Annotated in this window: 14 protein-coding genes; 9 read left to right on the top strand and 5 right to left on the bottom strand. The window is 59.7% G+C overall.

Annotated features, from left to right (window positions below):
• Nucleotides 1-16: 16 nt before the first annotated feature.
• The 5 genes from topA (at nt 17) to rpmG (ending at nt 7,270) form a co-directional block, all read left to right on the top strand.
• Nucleotides 17-2,710 (top strand): type I DNA topoisomerase, encoded by a 2,694-nt coding sequence (gene topA / locus EQW76_RS24110; protein ID WP_143123313.1) that lies wholly within the window; start codon nt 17-19, stop codon nt 2,708-2,710.
• On the top strand, nt 2,707-5,097 hold the full coding sequence (gene rnr / locus EQW76_RS24105) for a ribonuclease R (RefSeq protein ID WP_143123312.1): 2,391 nt from the start codon (nt 2,707-2,709) through the stop codon (nt 5,095-5,097). The genes topA and rnr overlap by 4 nt, the downstream gene beginning before the upstream one ends.
• A 28-nt stretch (nt 5,098-5,125) precedes the next feature.
• Nucleotides 5,126-5,581, top strand: coding sequence for a DUF983 domain-containing protein (locus tag EQW76_RS24100; RefSeq protein WP_142829018.1), 456 nt, complete (start codon nt 5,126-5,128; stop codon nt 5,579-5,581).
• Between the two features lie 243 nt (nt 5,582-5,824).
• Entirely contained in the window at nt 5,825-7,009 is a 1,185-nt protein-coding gene (locus EQW76_RS24095) for an MFS transporter (RefSeq protein WP_142829019.1), read from the top strand.
• A 93-nt stretch (nt 7,010-7,102) separates the two neighbouring features.
• A complete protein-coding gene (gene rpmG / locus EQW76_RS24090) occupies nt 7,103-7,270 on the top strand; it encodes a 50S ribosomal protein L33 (protein ID WP_111220602.1) in 168 nt (55 codons plus the stop codon).
• Nucleotides 7,271-8,121: 851 nt separating this feature from the next.
• On the opposite strand, the gene EQW76_RS24085 is transcribed toward rpmG, so the two are convergent.
• Together EQW76_RS24085 and EQW76_RS24080 are read right to left on the bottom strand one after the other, a co-directional pair.
• Complete coding sequence (locus EQW76_RS24085; protein ID WP_142829021.1) at nt 8,122-9,492, bottom strand: PleD family two-component system response regulator; 1,371 nt, start codon at nt 9,490-9,492, stop codon at nt 8,122-8,124.
• Between the two features lie 17 nt (nt 9,493-9,509).
• Nucleotides 9,510-9,881 (bottom strand): response regulator, encoded by a 372-nt coding sequence (locus EQW76_RS24080; protein WP_111220600.1) that lies wholly within the window; start codon nt 9,879-9,881, stop codon nt 9,510-9,512.
• Nucleotides 9,882-10,013: 132 nt separating this feature from the next.
• Between EQW76_RS24080 and EQW76_RS24075 the strand changes: the two genes are divergently transcribed.
• The 3 genes from EQW76_RS24075 (at nt 10,014) to EQW76_RS24065 (ending at nt 12,372) form a co-directional block, all read left to right on the top strand.
• Nucleotides 10,014-10,322 carry a DUF3572 domain-containing protein gene (locus EQW76_RS24075; protein WP_142829023.1) on the top strand — a complete coding sequence of 103 codons (309 nt, stop codon included), beginning with the start codon at nt 10,014-10,016 and terminating at the stop codon, nt 10,320-10,322.
• Between the two features lie 2 nt (nt 10,323-10,324).
• Complete coding sequence (locus EQW76_RS24070) at nt 10,325-10,966, top strand: hypothetical protein (RefSeq protein WP_142829025.1); 642 nt, start codon at nt 10,325-10,327, stop codon at nt 10,964-10,966.
• Nucleotides 10,967-11,076: 110 nt separating this feature from the next.
• Nucleotides 11,077-12,372: a DNA polymerase IV gene (locus tag EQW76_RS24065; RefSeq protein WP_142829027.1), complete on the top strand. Its 1,296-nt coding sequence runs from the start codon at nt 11,077-11,079 to the stop codon at nt 12,370-12,372.
• A gap of 71 nt (nt 12,373-12,443) precedes the next feature.
• Here EQW76_RS24065 and EQW76_RS24060 read toward each other — a convergent pair whose 3' ends face one another.
• The gene (locus EQW76_RS24060; RefSeq protein ID WP_142829029.1) at nt 12,444-14,297 is read right to left on the bottom strand and encodes an ABC transporter ATP-binding protein; all 1,854 of its coding nucleotides are present in this window, start codon (nt 14,295-14,297) and stop codon (nt 12,444-12,446) included.
• Between the two features lie 248 nt (nt 14,298-14,545).
• Nucleotides 14,546-15,238: a type 1 glutamine amidotransferase domain-containing protein gene (locus EQW76_RS24055; protein WP_142829031.1), complete on the bottom strand. Its 693-nt coding sequence runs from the start codon at nt 15,236-15,238 to the stop codon at nt 14,546-14,548.
• Nucleotides 15,239-15,418: 180 nt separating this feature from the next.
• On the opposite strand from EQW76_RS24055, the gene EQW76_RS24050 reads away from it, so the two are divergent.
• A complete protein-coding gene (locus EQW76_RS24050) occupies nt 15,419-16,336 on the top strand; it encodes a LysR substrate-binding domain-containing protein (RefSeq protein ID WP_142829066.1) in 918 nt (305 codons plus the stop codon).
• Between the two features lie 30 nt (nt 16,337-16,366).
• On the opposite strand, the gene EQW76_RS24045 is transcribed toward EQW76_RS24050, so the two are convergent.
• Nucleotides 16,367-17,446 (bottom strand): glycosyltransferase family A protein, encoded by a 1,080-nt coding sequence (locus EQW76_RS24045; protein ID WP_202617108.1) that lies wholly within the window; start codon nt 17,444-17,446, stop codon nt 16,367-16,369.
• Nucleotides 17,447-17,515 lie beyond the last annotated feature (69 nt).

Below are 17,515 nucleotides of genomic sequence, written 5' to 3'. Positions count from 1 at the left end.
TAATTAGAGAATGATCATGAATGTTGTAGTGGTAGAATCGCCTGCCAAGGCCAAGACGATCAACAAATATCTGGGACCCAACTACAAGGTCCTGGCGTCTTTCGGTCACGTGCGCGATCTGCCCGCCAAGGATGGTTCGGTTTTGCCCGACCAGGACTTCGAGATGCTCTGGGAAGTCGACGCGGCCTCGGCCAAGCGCATGAAGGATATCACGGACGCCATGAAGACGGCCGATGGCCTGATCCTCGCGACCGACCCTGATCGCGAAGGTGAAGCGATCTCCTGGCATGTGCTCGACCTTCTCAACAAGAAGAAGGTGATCGGCACCAAGAAGGTGCAGCGCGTCGTCTTCAACGCCATCACCAAGAAATCCGTTCTCGACGCCATGGCCAACCCGCGCGATATCGACGGACCGCTGGTCGATGCCTATCTGGCGCGCCGGGCCCTCGACTATCTCGTCGGCTTCAACCTGTCGCCGGTGCTATGGCGCAAGCTGCCCGGCGCCCGCTCTGCCGGCCGCGTGCAGTCTGTTTCCCTGCGTCTGGTTTGCGACCGCGAATCCGAAATCGAGCGCTTTGTCTCCGAAGAATACTGGAACCTCTCGGCGCTGCTGAAGACGCCGCGCGGCGATGAATTCGAAGCCCGCCTGACGGTCGCCGACGGCAAGCGGCTGCAGGCCCGCTCGATTGCCAACGGCGAACAGGCCGGCAATCTCAAGACATTGCTCGAAGGCGCCAGCTACGTCGTCGACACCGTCGAGGCGAAGCCCGTCAAGCGCAATCCTTCGCCGCCGTTCACCACCTCGACGCTGCAGCAGGCGGCTTCTTCCAAGCTCGGCTTCTCCGCATCGCGTACCATGCAGGTCGCGCAGCGGCTGTATGAAGGTATCGACATCGGTGGCGAGACCGTGGGTCTTATTACTTATATGCGTACCGATGGCGTGCAGATGGCGCCGGAGGCGATCGATGCGGCGCGCAGCGCCATCGGCAGCCAGTTCGGCAATCGCTACCTGCCGGAAAAGGCCCGTTTCTATTCGAGCAAGGCGAAGAATGCACAGGAAGCGCACGAGGCCGTGCGTCCTACTGACTTCGAACGCATTCCCGATCACCTGCGCAGCGCCCTCGATGCCGACCAGCTTCGTCTCTACGACCTGATTTGGAAACGGGCGATTGCCAGCCAGATGGCGTCTGCCGAGATCGAGCGGACGACCGTCGAGATCCTGGCGACCAATGGTGGCGACAAAGCCGGCCTGCGGGCCGTTGGCTCCGTCATCCGCTTCGATGGCTTCATCGCCGCCTATACCGACCAGAAGGAAGACGGCGAGCAGAGCGATGATGGCGAAGAGGACGGCCGCCTGCCGGAGATCAACGCCCGCGAGAACCTCGCCAAGCAGAAGATCAACTCGACGCAGCATTTCACCGAACCGCCACCGCGCTATTCGGAAGCAACACTTATCAAGAAGATGGAAGAGCTCGGCATCGGCCGGCCTTCCACCTATGCCGCAACGCTGGCAACCTTGCGCGACCGCGACTATGTGACGATCGACAAGCGCAAGCTGGTGCCGCAGGCCAAGGGCCGGCTGGTCACCGCCTTTCTCGAAAACTTCTTCACCCGCTACGTCGAATACGACTTCACCGCCGACCTCGAGGAAAAGCTCGACCGAATCTCGGCCGGCGAACTGAACTGGAAGGACGTGTTGCGCGAATTCTGGACGGCTTTCTTCGCCCAGATCAACGACACCAAGGAACTGCGCGTCACCAACGTCCTCGATGCGCTGAACGAGGCGCTGGCGCCGCTGGTGTTTCCGACCCGCGAAGACGGCAGCGATCCGCGCATCTGCCAGGTCTGCGGCACCGGCAACCTGTCGCTGAAGCTCGGCAAGTACGGCGCCTTTGTTGGCTGCTCGAACTATCCGGACTGCAATTTCACCCGCCAGCTCTCGTCGGAAGGCGGCACGGATGCGGAATCGACCGGCCTCAGCGAGCCGAAGGCGCTCGGCAAGGATCCGGTGACCGAGGAAGAGCTGACACTGCGCTCCGGTCGCTTCGGCCCCTACATCCAGCGTGGAGAGGGCAAGGAAGCCAAGCGCTCGTCGCTGCCGAAGGGTTGGAAGCCCGAGGATATCGATTACGAGAAGGCGATGGCACTGATCGCGCTGCCGCGCGATATCGGCAAGCATCCGGAAAGCGGCAAGATGATCTCGTCCGGCCTCGGCCGCTACGGGCCATTCCTGCTGCATGACGGCTCCTACGCCAACCTCGAGACCATCGAGGACGTATTCACCGTCGGTCTCAACCGCGCCGTTACGGTGCTCGCCGACAAGCAGGCCAAGGGCCCAAGCGGTCGCGGCACGCCGGCAGCGTTGAAGGACCTTGGCGACCATCCGGACGGTGGCGGCAAGATCACCGTGCGCGACGGCAAGTATGGGCCCTATGTCAACTGGGGCAAGGTCAATGCGACGTTGCCGAAGGGCAAGGATCCGCAGAGCGTCAGTGTCGAGGAAGCGCTTGCCCTGATCGTCGAGAAGGCCGGCAAGCCTGCCAAGCCGAAGGCTGCCGCCAAGGCCAAGGCCGCACCGAAGGCGAAGGCAGCAGCGAAGACGAAGACCGCTGCCGCATTGGCAAAGACGACCAAGACCGCCGCCAAGCCGGCAGCCAAGGCCAAGGCCAAGCCAGCCGCCAAGAAGACAGTGAAGAAGGCAGCAGAGTGAGCAGAGAACCGCGCAGCAGACCGTCGCCAGTCGAACGTCGTCTCGGCAAGCCCGTGCGTGCCGCCAAGACTGGCGCTGCCAAGGGTGATGTTACGGCGCCAGCCAGGGACACGATCGTCCAGGGTGTATTGCCGCCGCGCGAAGTCATTCTGCGCTTCATTGCCGACCATCCACAGCAAGCCTCCAAACGCGAACTGGCCAAGGCCTTCGGGCTGAAGGGCGAGCAACGCGTCGAGCTGAAAAACCTGCTGCGCGACCTCGAAGAGGACGGCATGGTGCAGAAGAACCGCAAGTCGCTGATGCGACCCGGCGCCCTTCCCCCCGTGACCGTGCTCGACATCACCACCCGCGACAAGGACGGCGAGCTGATCGGCCGCCCGGCCGAATGGCCGGAAGATGCCGGCGTCGCGCCTGCCGTTGCCATCCGCCAGACGTCTTCGCCCGCCGGCCGCAACGGCAAGGGCAAGGCACCCGTGGCCGGCATGGGCGACCGGGTTTTGGCAAAGATATTTCCGGCCGGAGACCGCGGCGGACCGGCTTACACGGCACGGATCATCAAGGTTCTAGACCGCCGCCGCAGTGCTGCACTTGGCGTTTTCCGAGAGACGCCCGGTGGTGGCGGACGGCTGATGCCGGTGGAGCGGCGCGGCGAGGAAATGGTCATCGATCCCGAGGATATCGGCACCGCGAAGGATGGCGACCTGGTCGAGATCGAAGTTGCGCGTCTCGGCCGCTTTGGCCTGCCGCGCGCCAAAGTCCTGTCGGTGCTTGGCTCCGTCGGCTCGGAAAAGGCAATCTCGATGATTGCCATCCATGCCCATGGCATCCCCTACATCTTCCCGCTGCCGGTGCTGGCCGAGGCTGACGATGCCAAGCCAGCGACGATGAAAAGCCGCGAAGACTGGCGCAACGTGCCATTGATCACCATCGATCCGGCCGACGCCAAGGACCACGACGACGCCGTATATGCCGAGCTGGACCCTTCTCCCGACAATGTCGAAGGCGTCATCGTCAACGTCGCAATCGCTGACGTCTCCTGGTATGTCAGGCCGAATTCCATGCTCGACCGCGAGGCGCAGAAGCGCGGCAACTCGGTCTATTTCCCCGACCGGGTGGTGCCGATGCTGCCGGAGCGGATCTCCAACGATCTCTGCTCGCTGAAGGAAGGCGTCGACAGGCCGGCGATTGCCGTGCGCATGGTGTTTTCGCGCGAGGGCCGCAAGATTGGCCACACCTTCCACCGCATCATGATGAAGAGTGCCGCCAAGCTCTCCTACCAGCAGGCGCAGGCAGCGATCGACGGAACACCTGACGATCAGACAGGACCGCTGCTGGAACCGATCCTGAAGCCGCTCTACCATGCCTATGGCGTGATGAAACGCGGCCGCGACCGCAGGCAGCCGCTGGAACTCGACATGCCCGAGCGCAAGATCCAGCTGAAGCCGGACGGGACTGTCGACCGTGTCGTCGTGCCGCCGCGGCTGGATGCGCACAAACTGATCGAAGAGATGATGATCCAGGCGAACGTCGCTGCTGCCGAGACGCTGGAAAAGCAGCGGCAGCCGCTGGTGTTCCGCATCCATGACGGCCCGTCGCTCGCCAAGCAGGAGATCCTGAGAACGTTTCTTGCGACGCTCGACATTCCGCTCGCCAAGGGCGGCAACATGCGGGCCAACAATTTCAACGGTATCCTTGCCAAGGCAGAAGGCACGCCGCACCAGACGATGGTCAGCGAGATGGTGCTGCGCTCCCAGAGCCAGGCGATCTACAGCCCGGAAAACATCGGCCATTTCGGCCTCAACCTGATGAAGTACGCCCACTTCACCTCGCCGATCCGCCGCTACGCCGACCTTATCGTTCACCGCGCTCTGGTGGGTTCGCTCGGGTTTGGCGAAGGCGGCATCACGCCGGAGCAGGAAGCCGGTCTCGACGACATCGCAGCCGAAATCTCGACCTTCGAGCGGCGCGCCATGGCGGCCGAACGCGAGACCGTAGACCGCCTGATTGCCCATCACCTGAGCAACCGTGTCGGCGAAGAGTTTGACGGCCGCGTTGGCGGCGTCACCAAGTCGGGACTGTTCATCGGACTGCCGGAATTCGGCGCCGATGGTTTCATTCCGATCTCGACGCTCAGCAACGACTATTACATCTATGACGAGGCGCACCAGGCGCTGGTCGGCGACCGCACAGGGCTCGGCTATCGGCTTGGCGACAGCGTCAAGGTGAAGCTGGTTGAAGCGGTGCCGCTGGCGGGCGCCCTGCGCTTCGAGATGCTGAGCGAGGGCCGCGAACTGCCGCGTGGCATGCGCTCGTTCCACAAGTCTGGACGCGGCGCGACGCCGGTGCGCAAGAAGCCGGGGACAAGGCCACCGCGCGGACGTAAATAGCTGCTGGAGGGCGGCTGGAGGAGGAGTGATGACAGCAAGCGGTTCGACACCCGTCATTCGCTATGGCGGGCCTGAAAAAACCGAGCGCGCGCTCGGCCAGGCTATCCTGCGCGGCGCCTGCAGCCGTTGTCCCAACTGCGGACGTGGGAAGCTGTTCCGGGCGTTTCTGAAACCGGTGGACAGTTGCGCTGTCTGCGGCGAGGAGATGTTTCACCACCGCTCGGACGACCTGCCGCCCTATCTCGTCATCCTCGTGCTCGGCCACGTTGTCGTCGGCGGCTACATGATATCGGACACGATGCACCATCTGCCGATGTGGGCGACGCTTTCCATCTGGGCGCCGATCACGGTGCTGACGGCACTTGCCGTCATCCAGCCGATCAAGGGTGGCGTGATCGGCCTGCAATGGGCTCTGCGCATGCACGGCTTCGGCGGTCACGAAGACCGGCCGGACGAGTTCGATGAAGGCAACGGCACCGGGTAAGGCTGCAGGACGCCGCGACAAGCCGAAACGGCAGGGTTTTCCCCACGCGACCTGACATCAGCACCGGCCATGGGTTGACATGGAGGCTAATTCTTGTCTGAACATTGCCAGCATTGTCGGGCATGCTCCGGCCGCTGCGATCGACCGGACGCCCCGGAATGTGGCGCTCTGGATTAGCCGGCAAGATGCCTTTCTCAATTCTGCGACGCGGACGTTTCGTTCGCTCCATGCTAAGGATCAACCATGACTGAACCGACGAACGGCAAGGTCGGCCATGTCGAAGAAATTCACTGGCCCTCGCTTTTCGCCGCGATCTCGTCGATTTCGGCCGTTGGCATTGCCATCGGTCTCGGCCTGCCCCTTTTCAGCATCATCCTTGAAAAGCGCGGTATCTCGTCGTCGCTGATCGGCCTCAACACAGCGATGGCAGGGATCGCGGCAATGATCGCCGCGCCCATCACCACACGGCTGGCGCACCGCTTCGGCGTTGCCTCGACAATGATGTGGGCGGTATTTCTCTCGGCCGTCAGCGCTGTCGGCTTCTACTATGCGACGGCCTTCTGGATGTGGTTCCCGCTGCGGCTGGTCTTCCACGGCGCGACGACCACGCTGTTCATCCTTTCGGAATTCTGGATCAATGCCGCCTCTCCCCCGGCAAGGCGCGGCTTCGTGCTCGGGCTCTACGCCACGGTCCTGTCGTTGGGATTTGCTGCCGGACCGCTGATTTTCTCCATGGTTGGCAGCGAGGGTATTTTGCCCTTCCTGATCGGCGCGGTCGCCATTCTCGTTGCCGCCATCCCAATCTTCATTGCCCGCAACGAAAGCCCGGTGCTGGAAGAAAAGCCCGAGATGCATTTCATGCGCTATGTCTTCCTGGTGCCGACGGCTACCGCCGCGGTGTTCGTGTTTGGCGCAGTCGAGGCAGGCGGTCTGTCGCTGTTTCCGATCTATGCGACGCGCTCCGGCTTTACCGAATCGCATGCCGCCTTGCTGCTGACGATGATGGGTATAGGCAACGTCGTCTTCCAGATCCCGCTCGGCCTGCTATCGGACAAACTGACGGACAAGCGCCCGCTGCTAGTCATCATGGCCTGCATGGGCCTGGTCGGCGCGCTCGCGCTGCCATGGGTGGTGGGCAACTGGATGATAACCGCAGGCCTGCTTCTTTTCTTCGGAGGATGCGTCTCCGGCCTCTATACGGTAGGCCTCAGCCACCTCGGATCCCAGCTGACAGGGCCGGATCTTGCCGCTGCCAATGCGGCATTCGTGTTTTGTTATGCAATCGGCACGGTTGCCGGCCCACAGGCGATCGGTACAGCTATCGACGCAGCAGGCACCGATGGATTTGCCTGGGCAATTGCCGGTTTCTTCGGGCTTTATGTGTTGCTTTCCGGGGTCAGACTGTTGTTCCTGGGGAAGAGGGGTTGACTTTTCGGGCGCGATTTGTAATTTCGCGCCATAATTTGCCGTGGACCGCAACCGGCCGTCCACGGCATCATTTTTCTTAAAGGCAGGACGACCATGGCCAAGGCAACAACAATCAAGATCAAGCTTCTGTCGACGGCCGACACCGGCTTCTTCTACGTCACCACAAAGAACAGCCGCACGATGACCGACAAGATGAACAAGACGAAGTACGACCCGATTGCCAAGAAGCACGTCGAGTTCAAGGAAACCAAGATCAAGTAAGATCATTATGGTTTTCAGGTTTTAGAAGGCGCACCTGCAGGGGTTGCGCCTTTTTTAATGTCTGCCGATCGTTTGTTTAATATCTACCGATCTCCTGGGCGATATTGCACGCAAAATCGCGGCATGATAAATCATACATCACTAATATGATGTATCGAACTCCGATCGGCGGTAGCGGTTCGCGTGACCTGTCATTATAGAAAACGCCGCTCTTCCGGCGGGAAAGAGCGGCGCTCACTAGGGGTCGGACGGATGCAAAGCGGTACGAGGAACCGCAGGGCATGCATCCGACCGACCGACCCCACGAACCAGGTGATGCGGCGGACCTGAGCATCATGGGGTATTTCTGTCCGGCTGGACGATGTTCGACCTCGGCAAACTCGCTTAAAAGTCGGTTAAAATCAAGAAGTCTTCAGTGTCAAAAGAGGTCAGACTGACTCTATGGTTAAATAGGATGCGGTTGAAACTAGCTTGGGATGCGACGCTTTTTAGCTTAAACTCAAAAATACTGTAAAACGTCAGTATACCTTCAGTTACGACTCAATCTTTTTATACTGAGCAGGCGTTGCTTGCAAAATCTGTGTCCGAAGACATCAGCATGGATATGGATGTATGCCAGCATTACGACAGAAATCATCCTGCACTACTGTCGAAAACTCAATATATCTTAAGTGCTTATTGACTGAAATTGCGAACTCTCGCGACTTTGAAAATAAAATGACGCAGAATTACTTATTAATCTTCTGCGAACGAATTCCGGAAGCGATACTTTTCAGATATTAAACTTTTGTAATGGCCGCACAAAACAGCTTGGATTGACTTCCTCTCGCACCGCCGGACGCGCTGCAGTCCTAGGCGGCCGCAGCGACCACGCGGTTTCGTCCACCGTTTTTCGCCTCATAGAGGGCGCGGTCGGCTTGCTTCAGCAGTTCGTCTGGCCCATCGAGCGATGTCTCGCGGGATGAGATCCCGAAAGAAGCCGTGATGGCGATGGTCTGGCCGGTTCCACGCAGGGTGAATGGTGTACTTTCGACGGCTGAACGCAGTCGTTCCGCAATAGCGGCTGCGACCGGTGCCGATGTATCCGGCATGACGACCACGAATTCCTCACCGCCGAAACGGCAGGCGAGATCGGCGCCCCGGACGGTGGAGCGTACGCGGGCGGCAAATTCCCGCAGGACCTGATCGCCGGCATCGTGACCGTAGAGGTCATTGACGGCCTTGAAGCGGTCGATATCACTGATGAGGATCGAAAGCGGCCTGGCGCGCTGGACGGATCGCTTGAAGAGAATGGCCAGGTGGTTGTCGAGATAACGTCGGTTGTGCAGCCCGGTCAGCGCGTCGGTGACGGCAAGCTCGATGGTCTCCTGGACGCTGGCGCGCAGACGATCATTGTAGCGCTTGCGCTTGATCTGCGTCAGGCAGCGCGCCACGAGCTCGTTGGTATCCACCGGACGCACGATGTAATCGTTGACCCCGAGCTCGAGTGCCCGGACGATCATCTCGTCGGCACCCTGATCGGTGATCAGCAGGACCGGAAGAAATCGCGTCCGCTCCAGCGAGCGCAACTGCGAGCAAAGGCGCAGCGGATCATAGTCGTCGAAATTGGAGTTGACGATCACCAGCTCGAAGGAGCTTTCCGCTGCTTCGAATAAGGCTGCCTGGGCGTCGGACATGGCCACGACATTGGCAATCGGCTTCAAGGCGCGCACGATGCGCTCCTGCGAATTGGCGCGGCCGTCGACCAGCAGGACCTGCGCAATCTCCTCGCCCTTGCCCTCGCCGATCCTGCCATCCTCAAAGCCGAGCGTGCGTGCGGTCTCGGCACGCGAGCGCAGCTCGTCACTCAGGGTCTTCAGCCGCAGCAGGCTCTTGACGCGTGAAATCAGCTGGAGGTCATTGACCGGCTTTGTCAGGAAGTCGTCGGCACCGGCCTTGAGGCCGCGAACACGGTCTGCCGGCTGGTCGAGCGCCGTCACCATGACAACAGGGATATGGGCAACCTTCGGATCTGCCTTCAGCCGCTCGCAGACCTCAAAGCCATCCATGCCAGGCATCATGATATCGAGCAGAATGAGATCCACCTGGGTGGTGTCGCAGATGGCCAGCGCATCCCTGCCATTATCGGCGGTCAGCACTTCGAAATACTCGGCCAGAAGCCTTGCTTCGAGAAGCTTCACATTCGCCGGAATATCGTCAACAACCAGAATTCGCGCGGTCATATGGCCTTTTTCAACGCTCAGGCGTCGCCCAGATAGGTCTTTATTGTTTCAATGAATTTCGGCACGGAAATCGGCTTGGAGACATAAGCTTCGCAGCCGCCCTGGCGGATACGCTCCTCGTCGCCCTTCATCGCGAAAGCAGTGACGGCAATCACAGGAATGACGTGCAGCTCGTCGTCTTCCTTCAACCATTTCGTCACTTCCAGCCCAGAGACTTCCGGCAGCTGAATGTCCATCAGGATCAGGTCGGGACGGTGCTTGCGGGCGAGTTCGAGCGCCTCCATGCCGTTGCGGGTCTGGATCGTCGAGTAACCGCACGCCTCGATGAGATCGCGAAAGAGCTTCATGTTCAGCTCGTTGTCTTCGACAATCATCACTTGCTTCGGCATAATACAGTGTCCTCGCCACCGGCCTTGAATCCACTCAGCGAAAATATAAGGTCGCGCGGAAGCCGATTCGATAAATCCGTTAGGGTGACGCTAGCGGCATTTGGTTGAGAAAAAGGTAATTTGCCCCGCGAAATGCAAAGCAACTTCAAGAAGCCGAAAGGATCTGACGCAGATCCGCAGGAAATCGCTATCGCTGTACTCGGATGGCTGGCGAACGAGCCGGATATGTTCGGCCGCTTCCTGGCACTGACCGGAATGGAGGCCGCCCAGTTGCGCAATGCTGTCAACGAGCCAAGCTTTCTCGGCGGTCTCCTGGATTTCCTGATGAACCACGAGCCATCGCTTATGGCCTTCTGTGCGGCGACAGGCACTGCGCCGGAGGCGGTCATGGCGGCTTCCGCACACTTCTCAGCTCCAGGCCTCGGCTCGGGGGAATACTGATCTTGGACGAGACAACTGACATAGGACATGTGCCGCTTCGGGACAGACCTCTCGTGGTTTGCGACATCGACGAGGTTGTTCTGGAGTTTCTGACGCCGTTCACCCGCTTTTTGCGCGCCAGGGATCACGACCTTCTGGCGCGCTCCTTCCGTATTCACGGCAACGTCGTCTCGAACCAGGATGGGACGGTGCCGGACGACGAAACCGTTTCGGCCTTCCTCGAGGATTTCTTCCTGACGCAGGACCAGTGGCAGACGCCGGCCGAGCGCGTCGTCGAAACGCTCACCGGCCTTGCCGGAGATGCCGATATCGTCTTCCTGACGGCCATGCCGCCGCGCCACCAGCAAACCCGCCGCGCCGTGCTCGACAGGTTCGGGCTTCATTTCCCGATGATCGCTACCGAGCAGCCAAAGGGGCCGGTGCTCGCGCAGCTGCATGGCGACAGGCCGCAGCCGGTTGTGTTTCTGGACGACATCGAGAGAAATCTGCTCTCCGTCGGACAGGCCGTGCCGGATTGCCTGCTGGTCAACCTCATGGCCAATGCCGATTTCCGGCCGTTCCTTCCAGTGCCCTCGCCCGGGATCGTCAGCGTCGAGGACTGGTCTGCGGCGGACATGTTGATCCGGGCGCATATCGGGCTTTGAGGTCCTGGACTGCAGGCACTTATACATGCTCCACCTCTTGCGCCGATTTTCATCCTTGAGTGGCTAGACCATAATGCATAGAGTGATGATGTTCACCATTTGTTCTCATCATGACCAACTTGCCTGATACCACGCCCGGCTTCTGCCGCGATTGCCTGAGCGAACAGCCGGCGGTCGTGAAGCGTTGCCGTGCGTGCGGCAGTCCAAGGCTTGTCTACCACCGCGAACTCAACGACCTGACGCTCGCGCATATCGACTGCGACGCCTTCTACGCGTCGGTCGAAAAGCGCGACAATCCGGAGCTTGCAGACAAGCCTGTGATCATCGGCGGCGGCAAGCGCGGCGTCGTCTCGACCTGCTGCTACGTCGCCCGCATTCACGGCGTTCGTTCGGCCATGCCGATGTACAAAGCGCTCGAGGCCTGTCCCAACGCGGTCGTCATTCGCCCGGACATGGAGAAATATGTCCGGGTCGGGCGCGAGGTCAGGGCGATGATGGAGGAACTGACGCCTCTGGTGCAGCCGCTTTCCATCGATGAGGCCTTTCTCGAACTTGCCGGCACGCAGCTTCTGCACCAGGATCGCCCTGCCCGTATCCTGGCGAAGTTTGCCAGGCGGGTGCAGTCCGAGATCGGCATCACGGTGTCGGTCGGCCTGTCCTACTGCAAATTCCTCGCCAAGGTCGCCTCCGACCTCAATAAACCACGCGGCTTTTCGATCATTGGCCGACAGGAGGCAGTCGAGTTCCTGGCGCCACGTCCCGTCACCACCATCTGGGGTGTCGGCAAGGCGTTTGCCGCGACGCTGGAGGGCGACGGCATCCGCACCATCGGCCAGTTGCAGGCAATGGACGAAGGAGCCTTGATGCGCCGCTACGGCGTCATGGGGCAGCGGCTGTTCCGGCTGGCGCGCGGCATAGACGATCGCGAGGTGCATCTGAACGACCCGGCCAAGAGCGTGTCTGCGGAGACGACCTTTTTCGAAGATATCTCCCGATATGACGACCTAGTGCCTGTTCTGCGCAACCTCTCCGAAAAAGTGTCGAGACGCCTGAAGAAGGGCGACATCGCCGGCCATACCGTGGTGCTGAAGCTGAAGACGGCGGACTTCAAGAGCCGCACCCGCAACCGCAAGCTCGAAGACCCGACACAACTGGCCGACCGGATTTTCCGGACCGGGCTCAGGCTGCTGGAGGCCGAGACCGACGGCACGAAATTCCGCCTTCTCGGCATCGGGGTCGGCGACCTCTGCGACGCCGGCCGCGCCGATCCGCCAGATCTGGTGGACGAACCCGCCGCCCGCCGGGCTGCAGCCGAGGCAGCGATGGACAAGCTCAGGGCCAAGTTCGGGGATGCGTCGGTGGAAACGGGGTACACGTTTGGCGCCGGCAAGCGGGAGCGGTCTTGAAGGCCTGAACAGGTGCCCCCTTCACTGATGCTGCCAGAGCCGCCCAGCAAAACTGCGATGCATGCAATTCTCTAGCCGATCTCCTCCGGCATAAAGCCACCTGTCTGGCGTTTCCACAGACGAGCAAACAGACCGTCCTGTTCGATCAACGCATCCGGCGTGCCCTCCTCGACGATCCTTCCCTGATCGAGCACCACGATCCTGTCCATTCTTGCAATTGTCGACAGTCGATGGGCGATGGCAATCACCGTTTTCCCTTCCATCACTGCGCTCAGCCTTTCCTCGATGGCCGCCTCCGACTCGCTGTCCAGGGCGGAGGTCGCCTCGTCGAGCACCAGGATCGGCGCATCCTTCAGAATGACGCGTGCAATCGCAATCCGCTGGCGCTGGCCGCCGGAGAGCTTGATGCCGCGATCTCCGACGAAGGCATCCAATCCCTTGCGCCCCTCGCCATCGGCAAGCTCGGCAATGAAATCGTTGGCCCGTGCAGCCTGTGCTGCTGCCTCGATCTCCGCTTGATCCGCGTCGGGGCGACCGTAGCGGATATTGTCGGCAACCGAGCGGTGGAGGAGCGCTACATCCTGGGCGATGACGCCGATCCCCTTGCGCAGGCTCGCCTGGGTGACCTCCCGGATATCCTGGCCATCGATGCGGATCGTGCCGGCAGTGATATCATAAAATCGAAGCAGCAGGTTCACCAACGTCGTCTTGCCGGCGCCGGAGAGGCCGACAAGCCCGATCTTTTCGCCGGGTCTTATCGTCAGCGAGAGATCGGTGATGATGGCCCTGCCGGATGCATAGGAGAAGGCGACGCCCTCGAAGCGGATCTCCCCATGCGACACAGAGAGTTTCTTCGCACCGGGCATATCGGTAATCGTCGGCGGCGTCGTCATCACAGGCATCGCGTCCTTGATGGTGCCGAGCGCCTTGAAGATTTGCTGGCCCATCTGCAGGAAGGTGAAGGATCCCGCCGACAGACGCTGCAGGATATAGACCGTCGCCACGAAATCGCCGACGGTGACAAAGCGGTCGTAGAGCCCGACAAACCCGATCCCCAGCATCACCAGCCAGAGCAGCATATTGAAGCTGATGACGACCAGTTCGGTCGTCCGGTAGATACGCTGCTCATGATGGAGTGTACGCACCGCCTCGGACATGATCTTCCTCAGCGTGCCCGCCTCGCTGTCTTCGGCGGCAAACTGCTTGACCATCTGGATATTGCTGTAGAGGTCTGTCAGCGCACCGGAGATAAGGCTGTTCTGCTTGGCGGAGCGACGGGCACGCTCCGTGAAATCGGGGACGACCTTGATGGTGAAGGCAATGTTCAGCGCAATCCAGACGATGACGGGAAGCGCCAGTTGCCACGACAATGTCAGCAGCAGGAATACGGAGCCGACAATCTGCAACATGAAGCGCGGTGCTGTCTGGAAGGTAATCAGCATCTGTTGCTGAACGGCATAGGCAACCTGATTGAGCCGCGACGCCACCTGGCCTGCAAACAGGTCATGGAAGAAGGCAAGGTCCTGCCGCTCCACCGCCATGTGCCCCTGCCACTGGATGGCGATGGGCAGGCTGATGCCGACGGTGTGGGAATTCAGGATGTTGGTGACGTAGAAAAATATCGGCATGACCGGGAAGATCATGAGGGCAAGCAAGACCAGCAGTTCTGACCTGCTATCGACAAAGCTCGCGACGCCCTGTGTGGTGATGCCATCGACAATCACAGAGAGCCCCCAGATGATCGTAAGGTTGATCGCCTCGACCACCATCGAACACAGCGCCATGGCAATCAGCACGCCGCGGAACATCTTAATCAGGTGGAGCAGAACTGCGATGGGGCCTTTGGTGGGTAATGGCCGATAAGGGATATCGAGCGGCCGGATCAAGGTTTCGAAGGGACGATAGATCGCATTTGAAATCGACATAAGCCGCTCCGGTGATCATCGGAAAGCGAAAACTCTGGACTAATGAATGGCATACCAGCAGTTCACGGGCCCAATCTCAATGGGAAAACGAACCGGCATCCGAAAAGTGAAGGCGACCGAAGCGGTCAGCCGAGCCAAATTCGGAGACGACACACCTGCCGCAACTCTCATGGCCCCATAAAAATGGCCAGGCTTGACGGCCTGGCCATTGTTCGAAAAATATCTGCGAGAAAAGCTGTTAACCGTGCTTACACAGCCTTGGCGGTGGTCAGTGCTGCGACAAGGATGCCTGCCGTCTCAACGGAAGAGCCTGGATTCTGGCCGGTGATCAGGAGACCGTCCTTGATCGTGTAGGACGCCCAGTCATCGCCGCTGGAATAGACGCCGCCGTTCTGCTTCAACATATCCTCGACCAGGAAAGGCACGACATCCGTGAGGCCGACGCCATCTTCTTCCGAGTTCTTGAAGCCCGTGACCTTCTTGCCGCTCACCAGCGGTGTTCCGTCCGCAGCCTTCACATGGCGCAGGACACCCGGCGCGTGGCAGACGAGGGCAACCGGCTTGCCCGCCCGATAAGTGCTTTCGATCAGCGCGATCGAGGTCTTGTCTTCGGCAAGATCCCACAGGGGGCCATGGCCGCCGGGATAAAAGACGCCGTCAAAGTCTTCGTGCGAAACGGAGCCAAGCTTGACGGTGGAGGCGAGAACCGCCTGGGCCTTCTGGTCGTTATGGAAACGGCGGGTCTGCTCCGTCTGGGAGCCCTCCTCGTCGCTTTTCGGATCGAGAGGCGGCTGGCCGCCAGCCGGCGAAGCAACGGTGATCTCAGCGCCTGCCTGAAGGAAAGCATAATAGGGAGCGGCGAACTCCTCGAGCCAGAAACCGGTCTTGCGGCCAGTGTTGCCGAGTTCGTCATGCGAGGTCAGAACCATCAGAATTTTCATTTTATAGATCCCATCGAGGGTTTTGAAATCGGGCCCGGCACCACGCCACGCCCTCCTTCCGGTACCGACGAACCGCTTGCGGCGCGGCCATCGTTTCCGATGAGGTGACTATGCGCCTCGGCGAGGAATTTCGGAAATTTATTAGTTGTATTTCAGATATTCATGAAAGATGATGACTGGATGAAGTATGATCTCAATCTGCTACCGGTCTTCATCGTCATGATGGAGGAGCGCAATGTCACCCGTGCAGCCGAGCGGTTGGGCATAACCCAGCCGGCCTTGTCGAACGCCCTGAACCGACTGCGAGAGACACTGCGCGACCCGCTGTTTATCCGGGAGCGCTATGGCATGAGGCCGACGCAGATGGCAGAAGAGCTAGCCCCTGTGATCATCGATGCTCTCGCCAAGATCGACGAGGCAATCGTCGGGCAACAGGATTTCGATCCGTGGCACGCCGAGCGGCTCTTCACTATCGCACCGAACAGCTATGTCGAATTTGTCCTGATGCCCTCGATCGTTTCGAAACTACGCGAACGCGCGCCCGGCATCAGGCTGCGTCTCATACCCTTCAACAACGATGCCACGGAAGCCGGCGCGGTATCCGGTGCGACCGATATGGTGATGGGCCGGATCGTAGATCCGCCGGATAATCTGGTCGTCCAGCACCTGATGGACGACGGGCTGGCCTGCGTGGTGAGAGCCGGACATCCCGACATCCGCGACGGTATTTCACGGGAACAGTACGAGACCCTCAAGCATGTCAACGTCATCCCGCCTGGACGGCTGCGGGCCGGTCTTTTCCAGGCGCTTGGACAGAAGGGCTTGAACCGCGAGGTCGCTGTGTCCGTCACCCACTTTCTGGCCGTGCCGGAGATGATCGCCGTGACGGACTACTGCGCCACCCTGCCCGGCCTTATTTGCCGCCACCTTGCTGCGGACCCGCGATTGCGGGTCCTGCCTGCGCCCGTGGACCTCGGCACATTTCCCGTCGAAATGGCCTGGCACGTGCGCTATCGCCAAGACCCGGCTCACCGCTGGCTAAGATCCCTTATCGTCGAGGTCACGAAAGACATGGTCGGGAGCCTTGGTGGCAAATAGAGATAGGCCTGATGTGGACACACTCAATTTTCACCGAATGAAATTTCTCGCCCGTCTAGACGTCCGGAAAAGATACAACGCCGCCAACGAAAGATTTTTCGACTTCAGATTGATGATCTTTGACTGCACATATATCGCAATACGATTTTTGATACTCAGCTTCGTACATCCGAATATGGTTTCTACATAACCATTCATGATTTCGACCAGTTCGTCCTTGTAAGCCGCCATCTTTTTCTGTTGCGGCGTCTTGGAAAATGCCACGGCCGTAAAGGCATCCGAAATTATCATATGCGTAAAACGCGGCGCGATGAGGTCCCTCACATAGTTGCGCCTCTTGTCGACATCATCGGGAAACTGCGAGCAGAGCTTTTTCACATAGCGAAGCCGGCTTCGGCTCATCTTGATGCTGTACGACGTGCTCTCACTGTTGATGCACCAGACGGTGACGGCTTTATCGACAAAGTAATTCGTATACCCGCGACGGAAGATACGCAGGAAAAGGTCGTCATCTTCGTAGCCGGTAAATTGCGGATCGAAGCCGCCGACTGCCTCGAAAGCTGTGCGCTCGATCAACGACGCTGACGGCAGTACAAACATGTCGTTCGCAAGCAGGTCATTGATGAACCGCTTAGGGTGCAACGCATGCTGCTTGACCATGTCCGAGCGCACTATATTGCCCTCGCCATCCGCCTCCATCAGGTCGCCATAAACCCAACCAAAATGCGGATCGTCAAGAGGAACTGCGTCGAGGAGCGTTGCTATATGCGTTTTCAGGTAGAAGTCATCCTGATCGAGAAAGCAGATGAACCTCGAAGACGTATGTGCAACACCGTAGTTTCTTGCAGTCCCCTGGCCGCCATTCTCTTTTCTCAAGACACGAAAGCCCATGGACTGGGCTATTTCGTCAAGCAAGGCGGCTTCCTCTGGTGAAGATCCGTCATCGACGACTACAAATTCTGTCGCAGGAACGGTCTGCGCCAACACACTCTCGGCCGACCTACGAATATATTTCGAACCATTATAATAGGGTATTATAACAGCAACAGTTTCTATCCGCGACGCAGTCTCTTGGTGCGGCATTTTCATTTCGACATCACTATCAGACATAGATATTCCAAACTGGCTAACTCACTGAGGCTTAATACCGAGACACCTTCCGAATATACGGCGGTAGAC

It is taken from the genome of Rhizobium sp. rho-13.1 (assembly GCF_007000305.1).
GTDB classification, from domain to species: domain Bacteria; phylum Pseudomonadota; class Alphaproteobacteria; order Rhizobiales; family Rhizobiaceae; genus Rhizobium; species Rhizobium rhododendri.
Note: the sequence above shows the minus strand (reverse complement) of the source record. Positions and strands in the feature narration are given on the sequence as shown.